Origin of the sequence: Halomonas sp. A11-A (assembly GCF_003182195.1) — a bacterium.
Taxonomy (GTDB): domain Bacteria; phylum Pseudomonadota; class Gammaproteobacteria; order Pseudomonadales; family Halomonadaceae; genus Halomonas; species Halomonas alkalicola.
This window is the reverse complement of the sequence record NZ_QGTM01000005.1, coordinates 112,604-138,699: the sequence shown is the minus strand read 5'-3', so window position 1 is coordinate 138,699 and position 26,096 is coordinate 112,604. Positions and strand designations below refer to the sequence as shown.

Sequence of the window (26,096 nt, the reverse complement as noted above, 5' to 3'; positions counted from 1 at the left end):
GGGGATGAAATCAGCCCGGCAGTATAAACCCCCTGTGGGTAATCGTCAGGGTTTTCCACGCGCTGTCCGTTGCTCCACGACCCACCACCTTCCCAACATTAAATATCAAGATATAAAGAGAGAAGTTCTGTTGTGGTAGTAACTACTGGTGTGGACAGTTTCCGTGGATAAGCCATGGAATCCCTTTATTATCAAACAACTGCATTGTTGACAAAAGGCAGGACAAGAGGGTGACTGCCTGCGCACATGCCGTCCCGAGCCTGTGGATGGAATGGCGACTTGCCCACAGGGGGAGGCCTGCACGGCTTGTCCACCGCTGGGTACCGGTCTTGTGCCCGCGGCTGTGAACAACCGGCCTCCTTATCCACGACCCGCTCTGGCACGGGCCCTATAGCACTGATCGGCCTCGATGGAGAAAATTCTATCCACAGGCGAAAAAAAGCCCCTGTCGATGCCGACAGGGGCTTTCCGGTTCCAAGGGGCGATGTCAGTGCTTGAGGACCCGGGCCAGGAAGCTTCGGGTGCGCTCGTCGGCGGGGCGGTCGAAGATCTGCTCCGGCGGTGCCTGCTCGGCGATCTCCCCCTTGTGGATGTAGATCACCCGATCGGCGACCTCCCGGGCGAAGCCCATCTCGTGGGTGACGATGATCATGGTCATGCCCTCCCGCGCCAGCTCGCGCATGGCATCGAGCACCTCGCCGATCATCTCCGGGTCCAGCGCCGAGGTGGGCTCGTCGAAGAGCATCAGGCGTGGCTCCATGGCCAGGGCGCGGGCCAGGGCCACGCGCTGTTGCTGGCCGCCGGAGAGCTGGCTGGGGTGCTTGGCGGCCTGGTCGCTGATACCGACCCGGGCCAGCAGCCGCTCGGCGGTCTCCACGGCGTCGGCGCGGCTCCAGCCGCGCACCTTCATCGGGGCGAGGATGACGTTGTCCAGCACGCTGAGGTGGGGAAAGAGGTTGAACTGCTGGAACACCATGCCGACCTCGGTGCGGATCCGCTGCAGCGCACGGCTGCTCTTGCCGTGGGGCGTCAGCTCGTTGCCGTCCACCTCGATATGGCCCGCCTGGAACTCCTCCAGGCCGTTGATGCAGCGGATCAGCGTGGATTTCCCCGAGCCGCTGGCGCCGATGATCACGACCACCTCGCCGGGGGTCACCTCGAGGTCGATCTCCTTGAGCACGTGAAGGTCGCCGAAGTACTTGTTGACCTTCTCCATGCGCACGATGGGAGCGGTCGCCTTGTCATTCTGTGTCATGGGGGGCTCCCTCTATTGTCCGACCAGGCCGCGCTTTTCCAGCTGGCGCAGCAGCAGCGACAGGCTCCAGGTGATGGCCAGATACATCAGGGCCACCATGAAGTAGACCTCCAGGGCGGTGAAGGTCGTGGCGATGTAGATCTGCCCCTGGCGGACCAGCTCGCCCACGCCGATCACCGAGAACAGCGAGGTGTCCTTGATGCTGATGATGCCCTGGTTGCCCAGGGGCGGGATCATGCGGCGAAAGGCCTGGGGCCAGATCACGTAGCGGAAGGTCTGGGTACGGGAGAGCCCCAGCGACAGCGAGGCCTCGCGCTGGCCGCGTTCGATGGACTGCACCCCGCCGCGCACCACCTCCGAGATGTAGGCGCCGGAGTTGACCGCGATGGCGGCGATGCCGGCGGTCAGGGCGTTGATGGGGCCGCCCAGCAGCTGGGGCAGGCCGTAGAAGATAAACAGCACCTGCACCAGGATGGGGGTGCCGCGGAATACCTCGATATAGAGGATCGCCGGCCAGCGCAGCAGGCGCGACGGGCTGATCCGCATCAGGCCGAAGACGATGCCGATCACGAAGCCGATGGCCAGACCGCCGAAGGAGATCAGCAGGGTCCAGGGAATGCCGGGCAGCAGGTGCGGGATGGAGCGGAACGCCGCCGCCCAGTCGAATTGAAAGGTCACGTCCACGGGCGTTTCTCCGGGATGGCTGAAAACGAGGCGGGGCCGGGAGGTGCTACCGCCCGGCCCCGCTGTTCAACTCGTCGTCGCGTCACGACGAGGGTTCAGGGCGCGCCCGGTTCACTCCTCCGAGGGGGCCTCACCGAACCACTTCTTGTAGATCTCGGCGTAGGTGCCATCCTCACGCATCTCGGCCAGGGCCTCGTTGACGGGCTCGACCCACTGGCTGCCCTTGTGGAAGACGATGCCGTACTGCTGGCCCTCGTAGAGGGGGCCTACTACCTTGGTACGGCCCTCGCCGCGGGTCTGCGAGAAGTAGGCGACGTTGGGGGCGTCGTAGAAGGCGGCATCCACGTTGCGGCCGAGCAGCGCCATGTACATGTCGCTGTTGCCCGGGTAGGGGGTGATGTCGGCGCGATCGCCCAGCTGCGCCTGGAGGAAGTCATAGCTGGTGGAGCCGATGCGGGTGGCGATGGACATGCCCTCGAGATCCTCGATGGACTCGACGCTGTCGTTGTCGGCACGCACGATGATCTGCAGGCCGGAGTCGTAGTAGGGGTCCGAGAAGTCGACGATCTGGGCGCGCTCCTCGGTGATGGTGATCCCGGCGATGGCGATCTCCTGGCTGCCGGTCTGCACCGCCGGGATGATGCCGGCGAACTCCATGGTAGTCAGGTTGATCTCGAAACCGGCCCGCTCGGCCACCTCGTTGATGATGTCCATGTCGAAGCCGATCATCTCGCCGGTCTCGGGATCCATCATCTCGAAGGGCACGAAGCTGGGGTCGGTGACCACGTTGACGCGGGGCGTGTCGGCCAGCGCCGAACCGGCCGCGCCGAGGCCCAGCGCCAGGGCGGCGGCCAGTGCAGATTGCTTCAGGAAAGGTGCAACACAAGCGGATCTTTTCATGAGATTCCCCGTTATTGAGTCTTTATCTGGTGGGTCTCGCCTGTTCAACCTTGGCGAGAATGCTCCAGAGCGTCAAGTCGGGGTCTCTCACGTCCGCCGTGTCACGCACGCCGGGGAGGCGGCGTCACACCATGAAGGAGGCGCCGCAGCCACAGGTGGTGGTGGCGTTGGGGTTCTGGACCAGGAAGCGGGCGCCGGCCAGCCCCTCCTCGAAGTCCACGGTGGAGCCTACCAAGTACTGGTAGGAGAGCGGGTCGACCACCAGGGCGACGTCGCCGAACTCGATGACGGTGTCATCCTCGGCGACCTCCTCGGCGAAATCGAAGCCGTACTGGAAGCCCGAGCAGCCGCCGCCGGTCACGTAGACCCGCAGCTTGAGCTGACGGTTGCCCTCCTCCTCGATCAGCGACTGGAGCCGCGTCCTGGCGCTGTCGGAGAGCAGCAGGGGCGTGGGAACAAAGGATTCGGCACCGCTCATGGAGAGCTCCCTCGGGGGAAACGGAGAATTCGACCGGTCATTATCCCCAATCCCCAGCAAATTGGTCAACTTTTCGACAGGTCACTCGGGCTATCCCAAGGGGAGGTCTACGAGGAGGCGCTGTGATTACCTCCTTGTACGCTACCGACGCCATCCCTGGCGTAGGACCTCCTCTGCGACCTCCCCTTGGCACCCTCAATGTTCGGGTGAGTGGGATCAGGGCATCAGCGCCGGGGCGGCGAGGCCGGCCTTCTCGTTGAAGCCGAACATCAGGTTGAGGTTCTGGATCGCCTGGCCGGAGGCGCCCTTGACCAGGTTGTCGATCACCGCCAGCACCACCACGGTATCGCCGTTGCCCGGGCGGTGCACGGCGAGGCGGCATAGGTTGGCGCCCTTGACGCTGCGGGTCTCGGGGTGGCTGCCGGCGGGCATCACGTCGACGAAGGGCTCGCCTTCGAAGCGCTGCTCAAAGAGCGCCTGCAGGTCGCCCGGCTCGCCGGTGAGGCGGCCGTAGAGGGTGGCGTGGATGCCGCGGATCATCGGCGTCAGGTGGGGCACAAAGGTGAGCCCGATCGGCGAACCGGCGGCGTCGCCCAGGCCCTGGCGGATCTCGGGCAGGTGGCGGTGGCCGGTGGCCCCATAGGCCTTCATGGACTCGCTGGCCTCGGCCAGCAGCGAGGGCACCTTGGCGCCGCGGCCCGCGCCGGTGACGCCAGACTTGCAGTCGGCAATGATATGGCCGGCATCAATCAGGCCGGCCTCGAGCAGCGGCAGCAGGCCGAGCTGCACGGCGGTGGGGTAGCAGCCGGGCACGGCGATCAGGCGCGCCTGGCGGATCCTGTCGCGGTTGACCTCGGGCAGGCCGTAGACCGCCTCGCCCAGCAGCGCCGGGGCGCCGTGGGGCTGGCCGTACCACTCGGCCCACTCCGCGGCGTCGCGCAGGCGGAAATCCGCGGAGAGGTCGATCACCCGGGTGCCGCGCTCGAGCAGTTCGCCGGCCAGGGCATGGGCCACGCCGTGGGGGGTGGCGAAGAAGACGGCGTCGCAGGCGCCAAGGCGGTCGGCATCCGGCTCGCTGAAGGCCAGGGTGTCGTAGTGGCCGCGCAGGTTGGGGTACATCTCGGCGACCCCCATGCCCGCCTCGGAGCGGGAGGTGATGGCCTCCACCTCCACCTCGGGGTGCTGAGCCAGCAGCCTGAGCAGTTCGACGCCGGTATACCCGGTGCCACCGACGATTCCGACCTTGATCACGTTGACCTCCTTCCGCTTGGCCCTGGGCTGGGCTCGGTTGTGAGGAATATGATACACAAGAAAGCAGGGGCCGACCCAGCCGGTCCCTGTCTGCTGCCGGCATAGGTCGTCTCTCGGGGCTGATCCGGCGACAGGTCTTCGAGGAGGCGCTGTGAACCCCTCCCTGGGCGCTACCGATGCCATCCCTGGCATAGGACCTCCTCTACGACCTGTCCCCGGCGCCCCTCGATAGCCGAGGATAGGTGTGTCGGCCCTGTCAATGGACGAACAGGAACCTCGCCGTGCCGCGTTTCTCACTGCCGGACTTAAGCCTGGAGGGCTTCCGCCAGCGCCTGGCCAGCGTCGACGCCCTCCCCCAGCTCTGCGTGCTGGGGGTGGTGTCGGGGCTGATCACCGGGGGCTTCATGGTCGGCTTCCGGCTGCTGATCGACCTCGGCGCCCTGGCCTTCATGCCCGGTGGCGATCCCGAGGCCTTCGAGGGGCTATCGCCCCAGGTGCGCGCGGTCCTGCCGATCCTGGCGGTGATCCTCGTCGGGGTCTTCCTGTGGCGCCAGCCCGAGAAGGCCCGCAAGCTGGGTGTTGGCCACGTGATGGAACGGCTCACCTACCACCAGGGGCGCTTTCCTCTGCGCAACTGGCTCAACCAGTGGTGGGTCGGCGTGGTCACGGTGCTCGGCGGCCTCTCCGCCGGCCGCGAGGGGCCGGCGATCCACCTCGGGGCGGCGGCCTCCAGCGGCCTTGGCCAGCAGCTGCGCCTGCCCCACAACAGCCTGCGGGTGCTGGTCGCCTGCGGTACCGCCGCCGGTATCTCCGCCTCCTTCAATACCCCCATCGCCGGGGTCATCTTCGCCATGGAAGTGGTGATGATGGAGTACACCATCGCCGGCTTCATGCCGGTCATCCTGGCCTCCACCATGGGAGCGTTGGTGGCCCAGCTGGTCTACGGCTCCGAGCCGGCCTTTCAGGTGCCCACGGTGAGCCTGGGCTCCCTCTCCAACCTGCCCTGGCTGGTGGTGACGGCGCTGGTGATCGGCCTGCTGGCGGGGCTCTTCATCCACGTGGCGCGCAGCGAATGGATCAAGGGGCTGCCGGTGTGGCTGCGCCTTTCGCTGGTGGCCGTGGCCACCGCCGGCGTGGCCTGGTGGTACCCCGAGGTGCAGGGCATCGGCTATGACAGCCTGAGTGCTTCGCTGACCGGGGACCTGGCGGTGGACGTGCTGCTGGCGCTGGTGGTGGCCAAGCTGCTGCTGACGGCGATCACCGTGGCCAGCGGCATTCCGATCGGCATCATCGGCCCGGTGCTGGTGATCGGCGCGGCGGCGGGGGCGCTGATGGGGCTGCTCGGCGGCTGGATCTGGCCCGGGCGGGGCGCCGATCCGGGGGTCTATGCGATGCTCGGCATGGCGGCGATGATGGGGGCGGTGCTGCAGGCGCCGCTGGCGGCGCTGATGGCCCTGCTGGAGCTGACCCACAATCCCAACATCATCCTCCCCGGCATGCTGGCGGTGGTGGTCTCCGGGCTCACCTCGCGGCAGCTGTGCCGCTGCGACGGCTTCTTCATCAGTGCGACCCGCCATGGCCTGCACCCGCTGCAGCAGCCGCTGATGCAGGCGCTCTCCCGGGTCTCGGTGCCGGCGGTCATGGAGCGCAGCCTGGAGCGCACGCCGCGCATGGTGACGCGGGAGCGCGCTCGGGCGCTGCTGACCCGCAACCCCATCTGGGTCCTGATCGAACGCTCCAGCGACGACAAGCCGGTGCTGGCATTGAAGGCCGCCGACCTGGCGCGCTGGCTGATGGAGGCCGAGTCGGAGCCGCGAGCGGAGGACGGGGACGGTGAGGGAGAAGAGGCGGCGCTCATCGACCTGCTGGAGATTCCCGGCCTGCGCCTGGAGCTGGCGCCCATCCACCTGCAGGCGACCCTCTCCGAGGCCTTCGAGCGACTCCACGATCAGGCGGTGGATGCGCTCTACGTGGAGCATGGCAACCGCCCGAAACAGAAGCGGATTTCCGGTATCATCACGCGGGGCGCCATCGAGCGGTACTATTCCCTCAAGGAGTAGCCCTGCCGGGGGGCTTCCCCCTGGTGGCGCCCTGCCTGGCGCTCGCGCCCTTCCCGCCACTCTCCCATGAGGAGTCTTCATGTATCTGTGGATCAAGGCCCTGCACCTGATCGCCATGGTGACCTGGTTCGCCGCCCTCTTCTATCTGCCGCGCCTCTATGTCTACCACGCCATGGCGCGGGATCGCGGCGAGCAGCAGGCGATCGACCACTTCCTGGTCATGGAGCGCAAGCTCTACCGGGGCATCATGACCCCCTCGATGATCGCGGTGCTGGTGTTTGGGGGCTGGATGCTCTACCTGATGCCCTTCTGGCTCAGCCAGGGGTGGCTGCATGCCAAGCTGCTGCTGGTGGCGCTGCTGGTGGCCTACCACCATGTCTGCCTGATCTACCTCAAGCAGCTGCGCGACGGGCGCTGCACGAAGAGCCACGTCTTCTTCCGCTGGTTCAACGAGCTACCGGTGATCGCCCTGCTGATCATCATCTTCCTCGCCGTGCTCAAGCCCTTCTGATGGCGACCCCCGAGACGTTGTCGCCCCATCTGCCGGTGGTGCTGGTGCTGGCCGGCCATGACCCCACCGGGGGCGCCGGCCTGGTCGCCGACGCCGAGGCGATCGCCGCCTGCGGCGGCTGGGCGCTGACCATTCCCACCGCGCTGACGGTGCAGAACTGCCGTGACGTCCAGAGGGTCGTGCCCGCCGATCCCGACATCATGCGCGCCGCCGCTGCGGCGCTGGATGACTTCGAGGTCGCCGCCATCAAGGTGGGCCTGGTGGCCGACCTGGCCAGTCTGGATGCGGTGACCGACATCGTGCGGCGCTTCCCCGGCGTGCCGCTGGTGGTTGATCCGGTGCTCAAGGCCGGCGGTGGCCGCGAGTTGTCCACAGCCGAGCTGGTGGATGCCTTCCGCGAGCGGCTGCTGCCCCTGGTGGATATCCTGACCCCGAACCGGGACGAACTGGCCCGGCTCTCCGCCCAGCCCGGCGAGGATACCGAGCGGGCGGTGGAGCTGATGACCCTGGGCTGCCAGGCGGTGCTGGTCACCGGCACCGACTCGCCGGTGCCCGGCACGCCGGGTGATCGCGTGGCGCATACCCTGCACACGCCGGATCAGAGTCGACAATGGAGCTGGCCCCGCCTGGAAGGGCGCTACCACGGCTCCGGCTGTACCCTGGCCTCGGCCCTGGCGGCGCGGCTGGCCGCCGGTGAGTCGCTGGTGGGCGCCTGCGAGCAGGCCCAGGCCTTCACCTGGCAGGCGCTGGCCAACGGCTGGCGGCCCGGTGAGGGACAGTCGTTGCCGCGCCGGCTATGGCGACTGCCCGTGACGCCGGTCAAGGGAGTGGACGAGCCGGCTGCCTCCGGGTGAGCCACGGGCTGGCCATCCCCTGCCTGAACGCCGAGAATGGGGGCAGTCGGGTGGCCATGAAAAGGTTATCCAGAGAATTATCCACAGCTTTCGAGGACGAGATACGCTATGACCACATCCGCCGAGCTCTTCGAACGGGCCTGCCGCCACATCCCCGGCGGCGTCAATTCGCCGGTGCGCGCCTTCAAGGGCATGCAGCGTCCGCCGGTGTTCATGGAGCGCGCCCAGGGCGCCTACCTCTTCGACGTGGAGGGCAAGCGCTATGTCGACTACGTGGGCTCCTGGGGGCCGATGATCACCGGCCATGCCGACCCGGACGTGCTGGGGGCGGTGCGGGAGCGCCTGGATCGCGGGCTCTCCTTCGGCACCCCGACGGCCATCGAGACCACCATGGCGGACCTGATCTGCGAGATGATCCCCTCCATCGAGATGGTGCGCATGGTCAACTCCGGCACCGAGGCCACTATGTCGGCGATCCGCCTGGCCCGTGGAGTCACCGGCCGTGACAAGATCGTCAAGTTCGAGGGCAACTACCATGGCCACTCCGATTCGCTGCTGGTCAAGGCGGGCTCCGGGGCGCTGACCCACGGCGAGCCGAGCTCCCCCGGCGTGCCGGCCTCCCTGGCCGAGCACACGGTGACGCTCTCCTACAACGACATCGACGCCGTGGAGCAGTGCTTCGAAGAGATCGGTGACCAGATCGCCTGCATCATCGTCGAGCCGGTGGCCGGCAACATGAACTGCATTCCCCCGCAGCCGGGCTTCCTGGAGTGCCTGCGCAGGGTCTGCGATGCCAACGACAGCGTGCTGATCTTCGACGAGGTGATGACCGGTTTCCGGGTGGCGCTGGGCGGCGCCCAGGCGCATTACGGCATCCGCCCGGATCTCACCTGCCTCGGCAAGATCGTCGGCGGCGGCATGCCGGTGGGCGCCTTCGGCGGCAGCGCGACGATCATGTCCAACATCTCGCCGCTCGGCCCCGTCTATCAGGCGGGCACCCTCTCCGGCAATCCGCTGGCGATGTCCGCCGGCATCGCCCTCCTCACCAAGCTGCGCGAGCCCGGGTTCCACGACGCCCTGGCCCAGCGGGTGGAGACCCTCTGCCATGGCCTGAAGGAGCGTGCCAGCGCCGCCGGCGTGGAGATGATCACCCAGCATGCGGGTGGCATGTTCGGTCTCTTCTTCACCGGCCAGAGTCGCGTCGACAACTTCGCCCAGGCCACCGCCTGCGATGCCGACGCCTTCCGGCGCTTCTTCACCGCCATGCTGGACGAAGGCGTCTACCTGGCTCCCTCGGCCTACGAGGCGGGCTTCATGTCCAGCGCCCATACGCCGGAGGATATCCAGCGCACCCTGGATGCCGCCGAGAAGGCCTTCGTGACCATGCAGCAGGGCTGAAGCGACGTTTCACCAAACCGACTGCCACCACCCATCAGGAGACTCGTGATGCCCCACTCCGCCGCTGTGCCCCACCGGGCCTGTGATGCCAACGAGAGCCTGGAATCGCTGGTGGATTCCCTGGTGGCCTACCATCGCCTGCCCGAGGCGGCCGCACCGCATGGCGACCCCGTCCTGCCCCTGGTGCAGCTGGCGCAGGGGGAGCTGGCCACCATTCGCGCGGGCCTGCTGGACGAGGAGGAGCGCCAGCGGCTCGATCAGCTGGGTGAATGGCTGGAGCAGGACCTGGTGCGCCTCGGGTCCCTGCTCGAGGCCCGCCGCGACCGCCTGGTGACCAGCTGGGCACTGGCCCATCCCGACAGCCGCCTGTGCCATGAGGGCCGGACCCTGCTGGCCAATGCCATCGGCCGGGATCCAGCGGCGCCGGGCGCCGACCTGCCGGCCGATCCCGCCAGCGACCTGGCGGCGTTGCTGGTGGGGCTGGAGGCGCGCGGCGAGTCTGCGCTCACTCGCCAGGCGCTGGATCGCTACCTGCGCCTGTCGGGGGACTATCCCCAGGCGCGGCTGCTCTCGTTGTTCGGCACCTGCCACGCCTTGAGCGGTGCGCGTCGCGCCCTGCAGCGTCGCCCAGCGCCTGACCAGGACCCTGAGCATCCGGCGAGGCTGGCGGAGAGCATGGCCGAGTGCCGGCGCTACCTGGCCCGGGCGGAACGCATCGCCGAGTTCCGCTTCCCGCCGCTGGTGATTGCCGTGGGCGTCTCGGGCAGCGGCAAGAGCCGCTTCACCGAGGGACTGGTCAGCCGTCTGGGGGCGATCCGGGTCTGCTCGGATGCCGAGCGGCGGCGGCTCCACGACCTGCCCCAGGAGATTACCTATCCACAGGGGTCGGCAGCCGCACCGGCTGTGGATATCTTCAGTGAGGCCGCCACCGAGCGTACCTATCGCCACCTGGCGAGCTGTGCCGGCACCCTGCTGGATGCCGGCATCCCGGCCTGCGTGGATGCCACCTGCCTGAAACGCTGGCAGCGGGACCTGCTGCGGCAGCAGGCCGAGGCTCGCGGCCTGCCCTGCCTGGTGGTCAGCTTCGAGGCGGATGAGGCCACGCTCAGGCGGCGTATCGAGAAGCGTGCCCGCCGCCAGGGGGGCGAGGTGTCCGACAGCCTGGCGCTGCTCGACCATCAGCTGGCGGAACGGGAGCCCTTCGGTGACGAGGAGCGCCTGCACCTGGTCCACCTGGATACCACGGCGGACAACGCCGCCGAGACGCTGGTCGACCTCATCGAGGAGCACGTGAAGCTGGGCTGAGGCAGCCCTGGCGTTCAGCAGGGGCCTTGGGGATGCCCCGCGCCGGCCATTTGCTGTTGTCGTCTGGCGTCCTAGAATGGCAGGCCGTCCATCGTCAGGAATCTCACCATGACCTCGACCCCCCTGATCCTTGCCAGCGGCAACACCGGAAAGCTGCGCGAGTTCCACCAGCTGCTGGCGCCGCTGGGATTCGATGTGCGGCCCCAGGCCGACTTCGATGTCCCCGAGGTGGAGGAGACCGGCCTGACCTTCGTCGAGAACGCCCTGCTCAAGGCGCGGGAGGCGAGCCGGGTCAGTGGCCTGCCGGCGTTGGCCGATGACTCGGGACTGGAGGTCGATGCGCTGAACGGGGCGCCCGGGATCTACTCGGCGCGCTTTGCCGGTGAGCCGAAGAGCGATGAGCGCAACAATGCCCGGCTGCTGGAGCGGCTGGCGGAGGTGCCCGAGGGGCAGCGAACCGGACGCTATTGGTGCGTGCTGGTCTACCTGCGCCACGCCGAGGACCCGGTGCCGCTGATCGTTCAGCGTAGCTGGGAGGGCGAGATCCTGGCCCATCCCCGCGGCGAGGGTGGCTTCGGCTACGACCCGCTGTTCTGGCTGCCCGAGCAGGGCATGAGCGTGGCCGAGCTGTCGTCGGCGGAAAAGAATCGCCTGAGCCATCGTGGACGCGCCCTTCAGGCGCTGGTCGAGGCGCTGGGCCAAGGCCCAGGGGCGCGATGATCGCCCTGCCGCCCCTTGCGCTCTATGTGCATGTGCCCTGGTGCGTGCGCAAGTGCCCCTACTGCGACTTCAACTCCCATGGCGTCGGCCGCGAGCAGGCGCTGCCGGAGCGGGAGTACCTGGAGGCCCTGCTGGCCGACCTCGATGCCGACCTGCCGCTGGCCGCCGGTCGGGAGCTGGTCAGCCTCTTCATCGGCGGGGGCACGCCGAGCCTGATGTCGGCCTCCTTCTATCGTCAGCTGCTGGAGGGAGTCGCCGCGCGCCTGCCCATGGCCCGGGACATCGAGATCACCCTGGAGGCCAACCCGGGCACCCTGGAGCGCGGGCGCTTCGCGGGCTATCGCGAGGCGGGCATCAACCGGCTCTCCCTGGGGGTGCAGAGCTTCCAGGATGCCCAGCTGCAGGCGCTGGGTCGCATCCACTCGGGCCGGGACGCCGAGGCCGCGGTGCTCGAGGCCCGCGAGGCGGGCTTCGACAACCTCAACCTCGACCTGATGCACGGACTCCCGGGCCAGACCCCCGAGCTGGCGCTGGACGACCTGGAGCGGGCCCTGGCGCTCGCCCCCGAGCACCTCTCCTGGTACCAGCTCACCCTCGAGCCCAACACCGAGTTCCACTCCCGGCCGCCGCGGCTCCCCGAGGAGGAGGTGCTCTGGGATATCCAGGATCTGGGGCATGCACGGCTGGAGCGGGCCGGCCTTCTGCGCTACGAGATCTCGGCCTACGCGCACCCGCAGCGGCGCTCGCGACACAACCTCAACTACTGGCGCTTCGGCGACTACCTGGGAATCGGCGCCGGCGCCTATGGCAAGCTGAGCGCCGTCGATGGCGACGCCGGCCTGGTCATCGAGCGGCGCTGGAAGGCCCGCCAGCCGGAGGCCTACCTGCGCCGCGCCCGCGACCCCCGGGGATTCATCGCCGGCCATAGCCCCATTGCCGACGAGGAGCTGCCGCTGGAGTTCGCCATGAATGCGCTGCGCCTGGTGGAGGGGGTCTCCCTGGCGCACTGGCGAGCCGCCACGGGCCGCCCGTCGGCCGTGCTCGAGGCGCGCCTGGCCCACGCCCGTAAAAAAGGACTTCTCGTGGAAGATGCCGATCGACTGCAGGCATCGCCTCAGGGTCTATTATTCTTGAATGAATTGCTGGCGCTGATCGGCATGGAGTGACCGATCCACCGGCCTCATCGCAGCCCGTGATACCGTTGAACTGCCCGGCAGGGATGCCTACCGGGTCTACTGATGATTGCATGGAGATCTGACCTCATGATCAAGCCCACTCGCTTCTTTGTCCCGCTTGCCGCCGCTGCCCTGCTGGTGGGCTGCGCCACGACCGACCCCTATTCCGGCCAGACCCAGCGCAGCCAGACCGGCACGGGTGCCGCCATCGGGGCCGCCGTGGGGGCCGCCGCGGGCGCACTGAGCGGTGACGGCAGCACCAGCCGCCGTGATCGCGCGCTGATCGGTGCCGCCGTGGGCGCCGCCGCCGGTGCCGGCATCGGCGCCTACATGGATCGCCAGGAGGAGGAGCTGCGCCAGAGCACCCGCGGTACTGGCATCGAGGTCGATCGTCGCGGCGACGATATCGTGCTCAACATGCCGAGCAGCGTGACCTTCGGCTTCGACTCCAGCGAACTGACCATGAGCGCTCGCAACGCCCTCAACGACGTGGCGTCGATCCTGACCCAGTACACCGATACCCGGGTCAACATCGCCGGTCACACCGACAGCACCGGCAACGCCGACTACAACCAGCGTCTCTCCGAGCGTCGCGCCGAATCCGTCGGCAACTACCTGGCCCAAGCGGGCGTCTCGCGCAATCGCCTCTACATGACCGGCTATGGTCAGACCCAGCCCGTGGCCAGCAACGCCACCGAGGAGGGGCGCGCCCAGAACCGTCGCGTCGAGATCACCCTGTCACCCATCGAGAGCCAGTTCCAGTAAGGCCAGGCGAGCCCGCCGAGTGCCACAGTGGGGCCTGCCGCCTGAAGCGGCAGGCCCCTTTTCCTTGTCCCGTCCTTGCCGAGTCGCCAAACCCCATCCATGCTTTCCTATCAGCACGCCTACCACGCCGGCAATTTCGCCGACGTCCACAAGCACCTGACCCTGCATGCGGTCATCGATCATCTTTTACGTAAAGATTCTTCGATTACGTACATCGATACCCATGCCGGTCGCGGCCTCTATCCCCTCGATGCCGCCGAGACCTCCCGGCTGCAGGAGTACCGGGATGGGGTCATCCCGCTCTGGAAGGCCCGCCAGGCGCTGGCCAGCGAACCGCTGCTGGGCGATTGGCTGGCGGCCCTGGCGAGTGCCCAGTCAGACCCTTCGCGGCTGACCCACTACCCCGGTTCCCCCTGGTGGATGGGCCATCGGCTGAGGGCCCAGGACCAGCAGTGGCTCTTCGAGCTGCACCCCGGTGAGCACGAGCACCTGAGCCAGCAGCCCTTCCCGGCGGCCGCCCAGCGGATCCATGGCGATGGCCTCAAGGGGCTGCTTCAGCGGCTGCCGGTCAAGACGCCGAGACTCGGCGTGCTGATCGACCCCAGCTACGAGCGCAAGGAGGAGTATCTCGAGGTAGCTAAGACGCTGCTGACGGCTATGCGCAAGGCGCGCCATGCGGTGATGCTGGTGTGGTATCCGCTGCTGCCGGCGGGTCGCCATCGCGAGCTGCTGGAAGCACTCCGCGACGGGGGGCTGCGCAAGGTCTGGTACGGCGAATTCATCCGGCAGGCCCCCAGCGAGGGGGAGCGCGGCATGTATGGCAGCGGCATGCTGGTGGTCAACCCGCCCTGGGGATTCGACGAGCGCCTGGCCGCGGCGATGGCGCCCGTGGTGGCCTACCTGGGCGCGCCGGGGAGCTATCGCAGCGGCTGGTGGGTGGAGGAGTAGCGGAAGGAGGGCGCGGCTATTTTCCGATACAGAAGCTGCCGAAGATCTCGCCGAGAAGATCGTCGGCGCTGAACTCTCCGGTGATCTCGCCCAGCGCCTGCTGGGCGTCGCGCAGGTCCTCGGCCAGCAGTTCGCCGGCACCGAAGCCGGCCAGCTGAGCCTCGCCGTTCTCCAGGGCCTGTCGCGCCCTGTCCAGGGCATCCAGGTGGCGCCGGCGTGCCGAGAAGCGCCCCTCGGTGGTGCCGCTGTAGCCCATCACCGCCTTGAGATGACTCTTCAGGTTATCCACACCCGCACCGGTCCGGGCGGAGAGCCGGATCACCGGGGTGGCTGTGGATAACTCGATGCCGGGCGCGTCCCGGGTGGTGTCGATCTTGTTGCGCACCAGCGTCAGCCGCCTCGGGTCCGGCAGCCTGGCCACGAACTCGGGCCAGATCGCCATGGGATCGAGGGAGTCGGTAGTGGTGGCGTCCACCAGCAGCAGCACCCGGTCCGCCTTCTCGATCTCCGCCCAGGCCCGTGCCACGCCGATCTGTTCCACGGCGTCCGGGGTGTCGCGCAGGCCGGCGGTGTCGATGATGTGCAGCGGCATGCCATCGATGTGGATGTGCTCGCGGAGCACATCCCGGGTGGTGCCGGCGATATCGGTGACGATGGCGGTCTCCTGCTCGGTGAGGGCGTTGAGCAGGCTCGACTTGCCGGCGTTGGGCCGCCCGGCGATCACCACGTTCATGCCCTCGCGCATCAGCGCCCCCTGGCCGGCGGCGGCGCGCACCGCCGAAAGCTCCGCCATCACCCCGTCGAGCCGCTCCGCCACCTTGCCGTCGGCCAGGAAATCGATCTCCTCCTCGGGGAAATCGATGGCCGCCTCCACGTAGATGCGCAGCTCGATGAGCCGCTGCACCAGCGCCTCGACCCGGCGCGAGAAGTCCCCCTGCAGGGAGCGCAGGGCATTCTCGGCGGCGGCCCGGGAGCTGGCGTCGATCAGGTCGGCGATCGCCTCGGCCTGGGCCAGGTCGAGCTTGTCGTTGAGGAAGGCGCGCTCGGAGAACTCCCCGGGGCGGGCCAGCCGAGCGCCGAGCGCTACGCAGCGCTCGAGCAGCAGGTCCATGATCACCGGTCCCCCATGGCCCTGGAGCTCCAGCACGTCCTCGCCGGTGAAGGAGTGGGGCCCGGCGAAGTAGAGGGCGATACCCTCGTCGATCACCGCCGATTCGCCCCGGAAGGGCCCGTAGTGGACGCGGCGTGGTGCAGGGCAGCGGCCCACTACCGCCTCGGCGATCGCGGCGCACAGCGGCCCCGAGACGCGGATGATGCCGACGCCTCCCCGGCCAGGGGGCGTGGCAAGGGCGGCGATGGTGTCCTGATCATGGAGGATGGCCATGGGAAACTCCTCGTGGTGGCGGGGCCATTGTCCGTTTCTGCCCCCGTAAACGCCAGACCCCCGCGCGGGGCGGGGGTCCGGGGAGGTGCGGCAGGTACTCTCCGCTACCGGGTCGTAATGCCGACGCTATTTGGTCTTCATGCCCTTGCCGACGCTGGGGTCGTTCTCGATCTTGCGGGTGATCACGTACTGCTGGGCGATGGAGATGATGTTGTTCACCAGCCAGTAGATCACCAGGCCCGCCGGGAACCACAGGAAGAAGAAGGTGAAGACGATGGGCAGCATCTTCATGATCTTCGCCTGCATGGGATCGGGCGGTGCCGGGTTGAGCATCTGCTGCACGAACATGGAGGCGCCCATCAGGATCGGCAGGATGAAGTAGGGGTCCTTCACCGAGAGATCCTGGATCCAGAACATGAAGGGCGCATGGCGCAGCTCCACGGACTCCAGCAGCATCCAGTAGAGGGCGATGAACACCGGCATCTGCACCAGAATCGGCAGACAGCCCCCCAGAGGATTGATCTTCTCCTTCTGGTAGAACTTCATCATCTCCTGGGACATCTTCTGGCGATCGTCGCCGTACTGCTCCTTGAGGCGCTGCATCTCCGGGCCCAGCTTGCGCATGCGGGCCATGGACTTGTAGGCCTTGGCGGAGAGCGGCCACAGCGCGGCCTTGACCAGGATGGTCAGCAGCACGATAGACCAGCCCCAGTTGCCGATCACGTCATGGATCTTGTCGAGCAGCCAGAACAGCGGGTTGGCGATGAACCACAGCCAGCCATAGTCCACGGTCAGGCGCAGGTTGGGGGCCACCTCTTCCAGGAGCTCCTGCACCTTGGGTCCCAGGTAGAGGGTCGCGCCCAGGGTTGCTTCGCCATTGGCGGCGACGCTGGTCACCGGCCCGGCGAAGGCGGCGACGTTGCGGTTCTGCGAGTCCGTGGTGGCATAGAAGAGGTTCTGCTGGTTCTGGGGCGGCGCCCAGGCCGAGACGAAATAGTGCTGGATGATCGCCACCCAGCCCCCCTGGGATTCACGGTTCTCGAAGCGACCACGCTGAATGTCGTCGAAGTCGACCTTCTCGTAGCGGCTATCCTGGGTGGAGTAGGCCGCCCCCAGGTAGGAGCTCATGCCCAGGGCCACGCCGCTGGAGGGGTCCGGGCTGTTGTCGCGGGCCAGCTGGCCGATGAAGCGCGCGGTGACCGGCGCCTCGGTGTTGTTGGCCAGGTAGTAGTTGACGTCCACCGCATAGCTGCCGCGCTCGAAGGTGAAGCGCTTGATGATGTCGACACCGTTGACCTCGGCGCGTAGGTCGACTTCCAGGCGGTTCTCACCCTCGCTCAGGCGGTACTCGGTCTGCTCCGGCGTGAAGGCGATGCGGCCGGCCTGGCCGTCGAGCTGCAGCCCGGAGCGCGCCACGTAGCTGCGGCTCTCGCTGTCGGAGAGCAGCACGTAGGGGTGATCCGAATTCAGCGTCAGCTTGTACTGGGGCAGGGCGGCATAGACGACATCGCCGCCCTGGGGATCGATGCGCAGGTCCAGCACATCGGTCACCACGGCGATCAGGTCGCGGCTGCTGGTGGACGAGCTCACCTCGCCGGGCATGGCCTGACTGACGTCGCCCGATGCGCTGGGCGTGGCAGGCACGGCCAGGCCATCCGGGTCGGCCGGCTGGGCCTCGCCGTTGGTCGGGCTGCTGGTGAAGGAGGGGGCCTCGGGCTCAGGGGAGACCTGGCCATAGTCCTGATTCCACTGCACGACGATCAGGTAGGCGAGCACCGCCAGGGGGATCAGCAAGAGGAGTCGTTTTACGTCCATGAGGTTTCTGCCCGATGGGTGGTGAACTTGCCGCGGGCGAGATGGAAAACATCTGCCCGAGATAGACAAAAGCCTGCCAGAGGCAGGCTGGATGCCGAACACGGACTCTCGGCGTGGATACCGGCTGGGTCGGGGTACACCATGGAAAGGGGTCTCGACATGGTGACGACTCCTGGTTGGCCGGTCATCCGCCCTGACTGGCGTTCGCGCTGGGTGTCCCGGTACCTGGCTGGTCGTCGACGGCGGCCTTGCTTGCCTCGCGCTCCAGACGTCGCCACATCCCGTGCAGCTGGCGATGCAGGACCTCGTTATCGAGCTCTTTCACGCCTCGTCTGGCCATCAGCACGATGTCCACGGCGGGCAGACGCTGCTGCTGAAGGCGTATGGATTCGCGGGCGAGTCGTTTGAGGCGGTTGCGGTCGACGGCACGGCGAAGGTTCTTCTTGCTGACGATCAGGCCAAGGCGTGGATGCCCAAGGGCGTTGGGAATCGCTAGGGCCATGAGGCCCTTGCCGTGAACCTTGTAGACCGCGTTGTCGAAGACCTGCCGATAGTCCCCGGCCGTCAGCAGACGCAGACGGCGGGGGAAGCCCAGACGGGACACCTGGGGTCCGTGATCAGGCGCTCAGGCGCTTGCGGCCCTTGGCACGACGGCGGGCCAGGACGGCACGGCCGTTCTTGGTGGCCATACGGGCACGGAAACCGTGCACGCGCTTACGCTTCAGAACGCTGGGCTGAAAGGTGCGTTTCATAACTCGTTATTCCCACGTGGTTTTCAGGAAGAATCGACAACTTCGAGGCGTCCGGTTTCCACAGAGGACCCCGGGGGTATTCGGCTCAAGACCGGAAATTGTAGTGATATCGCGGCCCGGGTGCAATTTTTCCGTACGCGATCGCCAGTGCGATGACGGCACAGGCGCCTCGCGAGCCCTGCCGACGGATCTGCCATCGACCATCATGACTACTATTACTATTTTCTATTCTTTTTAAAGAACCTGTTATTAATAGTGGGGACAGCATCTGTGGATAAGCTGGTTTTCCCTAACATAAACAATCCTCTGCTTCAGCCTATAGGCTGTGGACAGGCAGTGGGATGGCACAGGATGCCCTGTACAGAAGCGGTGGATACAATCGCCAGTCGTCCACAGCGAAAGGTTGTCCCCAGCGTTCGGCGGAACCCATCCCCGGTGCTGGGGAAAGTTTTCCACAGCCGCGACGCGGCGCCCGCGGGGTGTGGATAACCATCCTCGGGGGCGATACAATATGCGACCGTTTTCCAACCGATGGTGAGGCCGCGTGGCGCTAGCTCTCTGGCAACAGTGTCTGGACACCCTTCAGGACGAGCTGAACTCCCAGCAGTTCAATACCTGGATTCGCCCGCTGCAGGCGGAAGAGGGGGAGTCGGGTGAGCTGTGTCTGCTGGCCCCCAACCGCTTTGTGCGCGACTGGGTCAGCGACAAGTATGCCAAGCGTATCGGTGAGCTGATGCGCGAGCTCTCCCCGGCCAAGCCTCCCAAGGTGGTGCTGACGGTAGGCAGTCGGCGCACCGCGCCCCAGCCTCAGCCGCGCGAACTGGGCAACCCGGTATCGGCCGCACCACGACGTCCGGCGGCACCCGCCGTGCATACACCACCGCGTGGCGAGGTGGCCGATGAGCGCGAGCTCGACGCCCAGCGCGAGGAGGGCGCGGGTCGCCGGGCGGCCGGGGAGCGCCAGGTGCAGGTCGAGGGCAGCCTCAAGCACAGCAGTGGCCTGAACCCCAGCTTCACCTTCGAGACCTTCGTGGAGGGCAAGTCCAACCAGCTGGCTCGGGCCGCCTCGCGGCAGGTCTCGGAGAACCCGGGAGGGGCCTACAATCCGCTGTTCCTCTACGGCGGGGTCGGCCTCGGCAAGACCCACCTGATGCACGCCGTTGGTAATGCTCTGGCCGGGCGGCGGGAGAATGCCCGGGTGGTCTACCTGCACTCCGAGCGTTTTGTGGCCGACATGGTCAAAGCGCTGCAGCTCAACGCCATCAACGACTTCAAGCGCTTCTACCGCAGCGTGGACGCGCTGCTGATCGATGACATCCAGTTCTTCGCCGGCAAGGAGCGTTCCCAGGAGGAGTTCTTTCACACCTTCAATGCCCTGCTCGAAGGCGGCCAGCAGATGATCCTCACCTCCGACCGCTATCCCAAGGAGATCAGCGGCGTCGAGGAGCGGTTGAAGTCGCGTTTCGGCTGGGGGCTGACGGTGGCCATCGAGCCGCCGGAGCTGGAGACCCGCGTCGCGATCCTGATGAAGAAGGCCGACCAGGCCAAGGTCGATCTGCCTCACGATGCGGCCTTCTTCATCGCCCAGAAGATCCGCTCCAACGTGCGTGAGCTGGAAGGGGCCCTGAAGAAGGTGATTGCCGACTCCCACTTCATGGGTAAGCCGATCACCCAGGACTTCATCCGCGAGTCGCTCAAGGACCTGCTGGCGCTGCAGGACAAGCAGGTGGGCGTGGACAACATCCAGCGCACCGTGGCGGAGTACTACAAGATCAAGCTTGCCGACCTGCTATCCAAGCGTCGCTCGCGTTCGGTGGCGCGCCCTCGCCAGGTGGCCATGGCCCTGGCCAAGGAGCTGACCAACCACAGCCTGCCCGAGATCGGCGATGCCTTCGGTGGTCGCGACCACACCACGGTGCTGCACGCCTGCCGCAAGGTGAAGTCGCTGCAGGAGGAGAGCGCCGATATCCGGGAAGACTACAAGAACCTGCTGCGTCTGCTGACCAGCTGACGGCACCAATGCCAGCTCCTCCGGTATGGGGCGCCGGAGCGACACCGCGCCGCGATCGCCGCAACTCCTTGCCCTCATCCCCCAGCGCCCCCCCGAGCCCCGGCTGTGGTTAAATGATGGCCTAGCCGTTCGGCTCGGTCGCACGGGCCGCAATCCTTCAGGACTAGACGTGGAGCCGACATGAAATTTTCCATCTCCCGCGAAGCGCTGCTGCGACCGCTAACGCTGGTGGCCGGTGTGGTGGAGCGCCGCCAGACTCTCCCGGTGCTCTCCAACGTGCTGATCCAGGTCGATCAAGACCAGGTAGCGCTCACCGGCACCGACCTCGAAGTGGAGCTGATCGGGCGCACCGTGGCCAGCCAGGTGGACGAGCCGGGGGCCGCCACCGTGCCGGCGCGCAAGCTGATGGATATCTGCAAGTCGCTGCCCGATCAGGCCGAGATCCAGCTCTCCCTGGAGGAGGGCAGGGCGGTGCTGCGCAGCGGCCGCTCGCGCTTCACGCTCTCGACCCTGCCGGTGGCGGAGTTCCCCAACATCGAGGACAGCCAGGGCAGCATCGAGCTCGCCCTGCCGCGGGGCGTTCTGAAGCAGCTGATCGACGCCACCTCCTTCGCCATGGCCCAGCAGGACGTGCGCTACTACCTGAACGGGATGCTGCTGGAGATGCGCTCCGGTCTGGTGCGTGCCGTCGCCACCGATGGCCACCGCCTGGCGGTCTGCTCGCGCCCCGTCGAGATCCAGGTGGAGCCGGCCCAGAAGCTGATCGTGCCGCGCAAGGGCATCCTGGAGCTGGTCCGCCTGCTGGACGACGGCGAGGAGCCGGTCAGCCTGACCCTCGGGGCCAGCCACATCCGCGCTCACACGGGGGATTTCACCTTCACCTCCAAGCTGGTGGACGGCAAGTTCCCCGACTACGAGCGGGTGGTGCCCCGCGGCGGCGACAAGGTGTTCATCGCCGAGCGCGCCGAGCTGCGCCAGGTGCTCTCGCGCACCGCCATCCTCTCCAACGAGAAGTACCGCGGCGTGCGCCTGCACCTGGCCGAAGGCAATCTCAAGGTGATGGCCAACAACCCCGAGCAGGAAGAGGCCGAGGCGAACATCGCCATCGAGTACAGCGGCCCCGGCCTCGAGATCGGCTTCAACGTCGGCTACCTGATCGATGCCCTCAACGCCCTGAACGAGGACCGCGTGCAGATGACCCTGGCCGACCCCAACAGCAGCGCGCTGATAGAGGAGCCGGGTGGCGGCGATGCCCTCTATGTCGTCATGCCCATGCGTCTCTAGTGACCGGTGGCGGCACCCGGGTGCCGCCCTGCCTGGATCTCTCCATGCCACTAGATCGCCTCGCCTTTCAGGGTCTTCGAAACCTTCAAGCCATTGATTTTCAACCGGGTTCTCGAATCAACCTGGTCACGGGAGACAATGGCAGCGGCAAGACCAGTCTGCTCGAGGGTATCCATGTGCTCGGCATGGGGCGCTCCTTCCGCACCCGTCAGATGCGCCATGTGATCGGCCATGATGCCGAGGGCCTGGTCCTGCACGGTCGCCTGGCGGGTGACCCCCCGATACCCTTCGGCGTGCGCCGCCGCCGCGACGAGAGCGAACTCGAGATTCGCCTCTCCGGTGAACGCATCAGCCGCCTCTCTCGCCTGGTCGAGACGCTCCCCCTTCAGCTGATCAATCCCGATGCCTTCCGTCTCCTGGAGGGGCCTCCCGCGGGACGACGGGAGTTTCTCGACTGGGGAGTGTTTCACGTGAAACATGACTTCCTGGAGGCGTGGCAGCGGGCCCGTCGGGCGCTGAAACATCGGAATGCCCTGCTCAGGCATGGTAGAATGGACGATGCTTCCCTGTCGGCCTGGGAGCACGAGTTCGTCCACTGGAGCGAGCGCATCGACGCCATGCGCAGCGCCTGGGTCGACGCCTTCCTCCCGGTCTTCGAGGAGACCCTGGCCGGCCTGATGCCGTTGCCGGGCCTGCAGCTTCGCTACACGCGCGGCTGGGACAGGCGCCGTGAGCTCGGTGAGATACTGAGCCAGGGCAGGGAGGTCGACAGGCAGATGGGCTTCACCCAGCAAGGTCCGCAGCGGGCGGACCTGGCGGTCAGGCTGCATCGGCGCCCCGCCGTGGAGGTGCTCTCCCGGGGTCAGCAGAAGCTGGTGGTGAGCGCCCTCAAGCTGGCGCAGGGGCGGCTGCTGGAGGCCGCTACGGGGCGACACTGCCTCTACCTGATCGACGATCTCCCGGCAGAGCTGGACAGCGCCCACCGACGGGTGTTCTGCCACTGGCTGGAAAGCATGCACTGCCAGGCATTTATCACCAGCGTCGATCACGACGCCCTGGCAGATCTGTGGCAGCCCGCCACCCCCGTCGCGATGTTTCACGTGAAACGTTCGCCATCGGGAGAGGGGCAGCTGGAGCCACTGGAACGACAGACTTCATGATGGAGCAGTCAATGAGCGAACAGGCCTACGACTCATCGAGCATCAAGGTACTCAAGGGGCTGGATGCCGTACGCAAGCGTCCCGGCATGTACATCGGTGACACCGATGACGGCACGGGCCTGCACCATATGGTGTTCGAGCTGGTGGATAACTCCATTGACGAGGCGCTGGCCGGCTACTGCAGCGAGATCCGCGTGGTCATCCACCCCGACGAGTCGATCACCGTCAGCGATAACGGCCGCGGCATCCCCACCGATATCCATGAGGAGGAGGGGGTCTCCGCCGCGGAAGTGATCATGACGGTGCTTCACGCCGGCGGCAAGTTCGACGACAACTCCTACAAGGTCTCCGGTGGCCTCCACGGCGTGGGGGTGTCGGTGGTCAACGCCCTCTCTGAGGAGCTCAGGCTGACCATCTGGCGTGCCGGCGAGGTGTTCGAGCAGGTCTATCACCATGGGGTGCCCCAGGCGCCGCTGAGCGTGGTGGGTAAGACCGAGAAGACCGGGACCCGCGTGCACTTCCGCCCTTCACCGCAAACCTTTGCCAACATCGAATTCCATTACGATATCCTGGCCAAGCGTCTTCGGGAGCTCTCCTTCCTGAACTCCGGCGTGGCCATTCGTCTGGTCGATGAGCGCAGCGGCAAGGAGGAGCTGTTCCACTATGAGGGTGGCCTCAAGGCCTTTGTCGACCATCTCAACACCAACAAGACGGTGCTCAATCCGGTCTTCCACTTCAACGTCGAGCGCGAGGATGGGGTGGGCGTGGAGGTGGCGATGCAGTGGTCCGACTCCTTCAACGAGAACATCTTCTGCTACACCAACAACATTCCCCAGCGGGATGGCGGGACGCACCTGGCAGGCTTCCGTGCCGCCCTGACCCGGACGCTCAATTCGTATATCGAAGCCGAGGGCCTGCTTAAGAAGTCCAAGATCAACACCTCCGGCGATGACGCTCGTGAAGGCCTGACGGCGATCATCTCAGTGAAGGTGCCGGACCCCAAGTTCTCGTCTCAGACCAAAGACAAGCTGGTCTCCTCCGAGGTGAAGACCGCAGTCGAGCAGGAGATGGGTCGACTGTTCGCCGACTACCTGATCGAGAAGCCCAACGAGGCGAAGTCGATCGTCAACAAGATGCTCGATGCCGCCAGGGCCCGGGAGGCGGCGCGCAAGGCCCGCGACATGACGCGGCGCAAGGGCGCGCTGGATATCGCCGGCCTGCCCGGCAAGCTGGCCGACTGTCAGGAGAAGGACCCAAGCCTTTCCGAGCTCTTCCTGGTCGAGGGTGATTCGGCCGGTGGCAGTGCCAAGCAGGGCAGGGACCGTCGCACCCAGGCGATCCTGCCGCTCAAGGGCAAGATCCTCAACGTGGAGAAGGCGCGCTTCGACAAGATGCTCTCTTCCGCCGAGGTGGGCACCTTGATCACCGCCCTGGGCTGTGGCATCGGCCGCGAGGAGTTCAATCCGGACAAGCTGCGCTACCACTCGATCATCATCATGACCGATGCCGACGTGGACGGCTCCCACATCCGGACCTTGCTGCTGACCTTCTTCTTCCGCCAGATGTCACAGCTGATCGAGCGCGGCCACGTCTTCATCGCCCAGCCGCCGCTCTACAAGGTCAAGCGCGGCAAGCAGGAGCTCTATCTCAAGGATGAGCAGGCGATGACCGACTACCTGACGGCCACCGCCATGGACGGTGCCCGGCTCTACGTTAACGCCGACGCCCCGGGGATCAGCGGCTCCCAGCTGGAAGGGCTCGTCAACCAGTATCGTGAAGTGATGCGCCGCATCGATCGCCTGTCGCGGGTCTACCCCATTGAGGTGCTCAAGCGGATCGTGCACGCGGCGCGCCTGGACGGCGAGGCCAGCCTGCGGGATCACGCGACCATGCAGAATTGGATCGACCACCTGCAGGGCGAGATGGATGCGGTGGTGGCCTATGAGGGCGGCCCGCGCTACACCTTCCGGCTCGAGGAGGACGCCGAGCGAAGCCTCTATCTGCCGGCGGTGACGCTTACCGCTCATGGCGTGACCACCGACTATGTCTGGGGCATCGATTTCTTCACCAGCGCCGACTACCGCAGCATGGCCGAGCTGGGTGAGACGCTCGACGGCCTGCTGGAGGAGGGCGCCCATGTGGCCCGCGGGGAGCGTCAGAAGCGCGTCTCGACCTTCTATGAGGCGCTGGAGTGGCTGATGGCCGAGGCTCAGCGCGGGCTGTCCATCCAGCGCTACAAGGGGCTGGGGGAGATGAACCCGGATCAGCTGTGGGAGACCACCATGAACCCCGAGACTCGCCGCATGCTGCGGGTCACCATCGAGGATGCCGTGGCGGCCGACATGATGTTCAATACCCTGATGGGGGACGAGGTCGAGCCGCGTCGCGACTTCATCGAGCGCAATGCGCTGGTGGCCAATCTCGACGTGTGACGCGCATCGATCAGGTGACGCCATGTTTCACGTGAAACATGGTTGCGCGCCAGGCGTCGGGATGAAACAGAAAGACAGAAAAAAGGCCCGCCTCGAGATCGAGGCGGGCCTTCTGCTATTACGGCAGTGAGAAACGCTGCTGGGGGTGATGAGGGGTGTCAGTAGTAGTGAGGAGGTATTACCGGTGCTGGGGGAAGGGCCCGTTCGCATCGGGTGCATCGGCCAGCAGCCAGTCGACAAAAGCGGCCAGATCGTCGAAGACGCGGGTGTCGCTGCCCTTTGCTCCTAGTTCCGGGTGGCTGGCCAGGGTGCGTTCCCCCTTGCCGGTGCGAACCAGCACCGGCCGGCAACCCATGGGTTCGCCGGCCTGGAGGTCGCGCAGGCTGTCACCCACCATCCAGCTGCCGGCGAGGGTCTGCATGCCGAGTGCGACACGGATCTGCTCCAGGAGGCCGGGCAGCGGCTTGCGGCAGTCGCACTCATCGCTCGGGCCGTGGGGGCACCAGGCGATATGGCTGATGCTGCCGCCGGCCTCCTTCACCAGCCGACCGAGCTCTTCGTGCATCTCGGCCAGGGTGGCCTCGTCATAGTAGCCACGGGCGATGCCGGACTGGTTGGTGGCCACTGCCACCGTCCAGCCGGCCCGGCTCAGCCGGGCAATTGCCTGGATGGCGCTGGGGTAGGGGATCCACTCGGCCAGGGATTTCACATAGGCATCGGAATCGCGGTTGATGACACCGTCGCGATCGAGGATCACCAGGCGGTCGGGGGAGGGCATTCGGTCGGGCTCCTGCGGTCAGCGAGAGGGGGAGTGTTTCACGTGGAACACGTCCTGCCAAGCGGCCCGGCCATAGATGACGAGTACGGCGTGGTTGTTTCACGTGAAACACGCACCCGTTCGCCGGGCATGAAAAAGGCCGGCAGCGCTGGCTGCCGGCCTTCGTTCCCTCTGCC

The 26,096-nt window shown here is 66.7% G+C and carries 23 protein-coding genes; 13 read left to right on the top strand and 10 right to left on the bottom strand.

Going from position 1 to position 26,096, the window contains the following annotated elements:
* Window positions 1-487 precede the first annotated feature (487 nt).
* The 5 genes from DER72_RS06125 to argC all read right to left on the bottom strand — a co-directional run bounded on the left by DER72_RS06125 (window position 488) and on the right by argC (window position 4,568).
* Entirely contained in the window at window positions 488-1,255 is a 768-nt protein-coding gene (locus DER72_RS06125) for an amino acid ABC transporter ATP-binding protein (RefSeq protein ID WP_110069116.1), read from the bottom strand.
* Between the two features lie 12 nt (window positions 1,256-1,267).
* Window positions 1,268-1,939, bottom strand: a complete 672-nt coding sequence (locus tag DER72_RS06120) for an amino acid ABC transporter permease (RefSeq protein ID WP_110069115.1) — start codon at window positions 1,937-1,939, stop codon at window positions 1,268-1,270.
* 111 nt (window positions 1,940-2,050) lie between these two features.
* A complete protein-coding gene (locus DER72_RS06115; RefSeq protein WP_110069114.1) occupies window positions 2,051-2,839 on the bottom strand; it encodes a transporter substrate-binding domain-containing protein in 789 nt (262 codons plus the stop codon).
* Window positions 2,840-2,963: 124 nt separating this feature from the next.
* Entirely contained in the window at window positions 2,964-3,317 is a 354-nt protein-coding gene (gene erpA, locus DER72_RS06110) for an iron-sulfur cluster insertion protein ErpA (RefSeq protein WP_110069113.1), read from the bottom strand.
* A 216-nt stretch (window positions 3,318-3,533) separates the two neighbouring features.
* The gene (argC, locus tag DER72_RS06105) at window positions 3,534-4,568 is read right to left on the bottom strand and encodes an N-acetyl-gamma-glutamyl-phosphate reductase (protein WP_110069112.1); all 1,035 of its coding nucleotides are present in this window, start codon (window positions 4,566-4,568) and stop codon (window positions 3,534-3,536) included.
* A 281-nt stretch (window positions 4,569-4,849) separates the two neighbouring features.
* Between argC and DER72_RS06100 the strand changes: the two genes are divergently transcribed.
* The 9 genes from DER72_RS06100 (at window position 4,850) to DER72_RS06060 (ending at window position 14,304) form a co-directional block, all read left to right on the top strand.
* Window positions 4,850-6,628 (top strand): chloride channel protein, encoded by a 1,779-nt coding sequence (locus tag DER72_RS06100; protein WP_110069111.1) that lies wholly within the window; start codon window positions 4,850-4,852, stop codon window positions 6,626-6,628.
* Window positions 6,629-6,707: 79 nt separating this feature from the next.
* Window positions 6,708-7,139 (top strand): protoporphyrinogen oxidase HemJ, encoded by a 432-nt coding sequence (hemJ, locus tag DER72_RS06095; protein ID WP_110069110.1) that lies wholly within the window; start codon window positions 6,708-6,710, stop codon window positions 7,137-7,139.
* Window positions 7,139-7,993 carry a hydroxymethylpyrimidine/phosphomethylpyrimidine kinase gene (locus DER72_RS06090; protein WP_110069109.1) on the top strand — a complete coding sequence of 285 codons (855 nt, stop codon included), beginning with the start codon at window positions 7,139-7,141 and terminating at the stop codon, window positions 7,991-7,993. Before hemJ ends, DER72_RS06090 begins: the two co-directional genes overlap by 1 nt.
* A gap of 108 nt (window positions 7,994-8,101) precedes the next feature.
* On the top strand, window positions 8,102-9,391 hold the full coding sequence (gene hemL, locus DER72_RS06085; protein ID WP_110069108.1) for a glutamate-1-semialdehyde 2,1-aminomutase: 1,290 nt from the start codon (window positions 8,102-8,104) through the stop codon (window positions 9,389-9,391).
* A gap of 48 nt (window positions 9,392-9,439) precedes the next feature.
* Window positions 9,440-10,696, top strand: coding sequence for a bifunctional aminoglycoside phosphotransferase/ATP-binding protein (locus tag DER72_RS06080; protein ID WP_110069107.1), 1,257 nt, complete (start codon window positions 9,440-9,442; stop codon window positions 10,694-10,696).
* 108 nt (window positions 10,697-10,804) lie between these two features.
* A complete protein-coding gene (gene rdgB, locus DER72_RS06075; RefSeq protein ID WP_110069106.1) occupies window positions 10,805-11,416 on the top strand; it encodes an RdgB/HAM1 family non-canonical purine NTP pyrophosphatase in 612 nt (203 codons plus the stop codon).
* Entirely contained in the window at window positions 11,413-12,582 is a 1,170-nt protein-coding gene (hemW, locus tag DER72_RS06070) for a radical SAM family heme chaperone HemW (RefSeq protein WP_110069105.1), read from the top strand. The genes rdgB and hemW overlap by 4 nt, the downstream gene beginning before the upstream one ends.
* Before the next feature lie 96 nt (window positions 12,583-12,678).
* Window positions 12,679-13,356: an OmpA family protein gene (locus tag DER72_RS06065; protein ID WP_110069104.1), complete on the top strand. Its 678-nt coding sequence runs from the start codon at window positions 12,679-12,681 to the stop codon at window positions 13,354-13,356.
* Between the two features lie 99 nt (window positions 13,357-13,455).
* On the top strand, window positions 13,456-14,304 hold the full coding sequence (locus DER72_RS06060; RefSeq protein WP_110069103.1) for a 23S rRNA (adenine(2030)-N(6))-methyltransferase RlmJ: 849 nt from the start codon (window positions 13,456-13,458) through the stop codon (window positions 14,302-14,304).
* Window positions 14,305-14,320: 16 nt separating this feature from the next.
* Here DER72_RS06060 and mnmE read toward each other — a convergent pair whose 3' ends face one another.
* The 4 genes from mnmE to rpmH form a co-directional block, all read right to left on the bottom strand.
* Window positions 14,321-15,688, bottom strand: a complete 1,368-nt coding sequence (gene mnmE / locus DER72_RS06055; RefSeq protein WP_110069102.1) for a tRNA uridine-5-carboxymethylaminomethyl(34) synthesis GTPase MnmE — start codon at window positions 15,686-15,688, stop codon at window positions 14,321-14,323.
* 126 nt (window positions 15,689-15,814) lie between these two features.
* Window positions 15,815-17,503 carry a membrane protein insertase YidC gene (gene yidC, locus DER72_RS06050; RefSeq protein WP_110069101.1) on the bottom strand — a complete coding sequence of 563 codons (1,689 nt, stop codon included), beginning with the start codon at window positions 17,501-17,503 and terminating at the stop codon, window positions 15,815-15,817.
* A 184-nt stretch (window positions 17,504-17,687) separates the two neighbouring features.
* The gene (gene rnpA / locus DER72_RS06045; RefSeq protein ID WP_110069100.1) at window positions 17,688-18,107 is read right to left on the bottom strand and encodes a ribonuclease P protein component; all 420 of its coding nucleotides are present in this window, start codon (window positions 18,105-18,107) and stop codon (window positions 17,688-17,690) included.
* A gap of 13 nt (window positions 18,108-18,120) precedes the next feature.
* A complete protein-coding gene (rpmH, locus tag DER72_RS06040; RefSeq protein ID WP_010626003.1) occupies window positions 18,121-18,255 on the bottom strand; it encodes a 50S ribosomal protein L34 in 135 nt (44 codons plus the stop codon).
* A 544-nt stretch (window positions 18,256-18,799) separates the two neighbouring features.
* Between rpmH and dnaA the strand changes: the two genes are divergently transcribed.
* The 4 genes from dnaA (at window position 18,800) to gyrB (ending at window position 25,142) form a co-directional block, all read left to right on the top strand.
* Entirely contained in the window at window positions 18,800-20,266 is a 1,467-nt protein-coding gene (gene dnaA, locus DER72_RS06035; RefSeq protein WP_110069099.1) for a chromosomal replication initiator protein DnaA, read from the top strand.
* Between the two features lie 180 nt (window positions 20,267-20,446).
* Window positions 20,447-21,550 carry a DNA polymerase III subunit beta gene (gene dnaN, locus DER72_RS06030; RefSeq protein WP_110069098.1) on the top strand — a complete coding sequence of 368 codons (1,104 nt, stop codon included), beginning with the start codon at window positions 20,447-20,449 and terminating at the stop codon, window positions 21,548-21,550.
* A 44-nt stretch (window positions 21,551-21,594) separates the two neighbouring features.
* Complete coding sequence (gene recF, locus DER72_RS06025; RefSeq protein ID WP_110069097.1) at window positions 21,595-22,710, top strand: DNA replication/repair protein RecF; 1,116 nt, start codon at window positions 21,595-21,597, stop codon at window positions 22,708-22,710.
* A gap of 11 nt (window positions 22,711-22,721) precedes the next feature.
* Window positions 22,722-25,142: a DNA topoisomerase (ATP-hydrolyzing) subunit B gene (gene gyrB / locus DER72_RS06020; protein ID WP_110069096.1), complete on the top strand. Its 2,421-nt coding sequence runs from the start codon at window positions 22,722-22,724 to the stop codon at window positions 25,140-25,142.
* Window positions 25,143-25,320: 178 nt separating this feature from the next.
* Here gyrB and gmhB read toward each other — a convergent pair whose 3' ends face one another.
* A complete protein-coding gene (gene gmhB, locus DER72_RS06015) occupies window positions 25,321-25,920 on the bottom strand; it encodes a D-glycero-beta-D-manno-heptose 1,7-bisphosphate 7-phosphatase (protein WP_110069095.1) in 600 nt (199 codons plus the stop codon).
* Window positions 25,921-26,096 lie beyond the last annotated feature (176 nt).

Excerpts from the sequence above, each read along its gene's own strand:
- DER72_RS06115 (WP_110069114.1), bottom strand. The coding sequence starts at position 2,839 with ATGAAAAGATCCGCTTGTGTTGCACCTTTCCTGAAGCAATCTGCACTG.
- rdgB (WP_110069106.1), top strand. The coding sequence starts at position 10,805 with ATGACCTCGACCCCCCTGATCCTTGCCAGCGGCAACACCGGAAAGCTG.
- recF (WP_110069097.1), top strand. The coding sequence starts at position 21,595 with ATGCCACTAGATCGCCTCGCCTTTCAGGGTCTTCGAAACCTTCAAGCC.
- yidC (WP_110069101.1), bottom strand. The coding sequence starts at position 17,503 with ATGGACGTAAAACGACTCCTCTTGCTGATCCCCCTGGCGGTGCTCGCC.
- mnmE (WP_110069102.1), bottom strand. The coding sequence starts at position 15,688 with ATGGCCATCCTCCATGATCAGGACACCATCGCCGCCCTTGCCACGCCC.
- rpmH (WP_010626003.1), bottom strand. The coding sequence starts at position 18,255 with ATGAAACGCACCTTTCAGCCCAGCGTTCTGAAGCGTAAGCGCGTGCAC.
- hemL (WP_110069108.1), top strand. The coding sequence starts at position 8,102 with ATGACCACATCCGCCGAGCTCTTCGAACGGGCCTGCCGCCACATCCCC.
- DER72_RS06065 (WP_110069104.1), top strand. The coding sequence starts at position 12,679 with ATGATCAAGCCCACTCGCTTCTTTGTCCCGCTTGCCGCCGCTGCCCTG.
- dnaN (WP_110069098.1), top strand. The coding sequence starts at position 20,447 with ATGAAATTTTCCATCTCCCGCGAAGCGCTGCTGCGACCGCTAACGCTG.
- DER72_RS06090 (WP_110069109.1), top strand. The coding sequence starts at position 7,139 with ATGGCGACCCCCGAGACGTTGTCGCCCCATCTGCCGGTGGTGCTGGTG.
- gyrB (WP_110069096.1), top strand. The coding sequence starts at position 22,722 with ATGAGCGAACAGGCCTACGACTCATCGAGCATCAAGGTACTCAAGGGG.
- erpA (WP_110069113.1), bottom strand. The coding sequence starts at position 3,317 with ATGAGCGGTGCCGAATCCTTTGTTCCCACGCCCCTGCTGCTCTCCGAC.
- hemW (WP_110069105.1), top strand. The coding sequence starts at position 11,413 with ATGATCGCCCTGCCGCCCCTTGCGCTCTATGTGCATGTGCCCTGGTGC.
- DER72_RS06080 (WP_110069107.1), top strand. The coding sequence starts at position 9,440 with ATGCCCCACTCCGCCGCTGTGCCCCACCGGGCCTGTGATGCCAACGAG.
- DER72_RS06060 (WP_110069103.1), top strand. The coding sequence starts at position 13,456 with ATGCTTTCCTATCAGCACGCCTACCACGCCGGCAATTTCGCCGACGTC.
- DER72_RS06125 (WP_110069116.1), bottom strand. The coding sequence starts at position 1,255 with ATGACACAGAATGACAAGGCGACCGCTCCCATCGTGCGCATGGAGAAG.
- hemJ (WP_110069110.1), top strand. The coding sequence starts at position 6,708 with ATGTATCTGTGGATCAAGGCCCTGCACCTGATCGCCATGGTGACCTGG.
- gmhB (WP_110069095.1), bottom strand. The coding sequence starts at position 25,920 with ATGCCCTCCCCCGACCGCCTGGTGATCCTCGATCGCGACGGTGTCATC.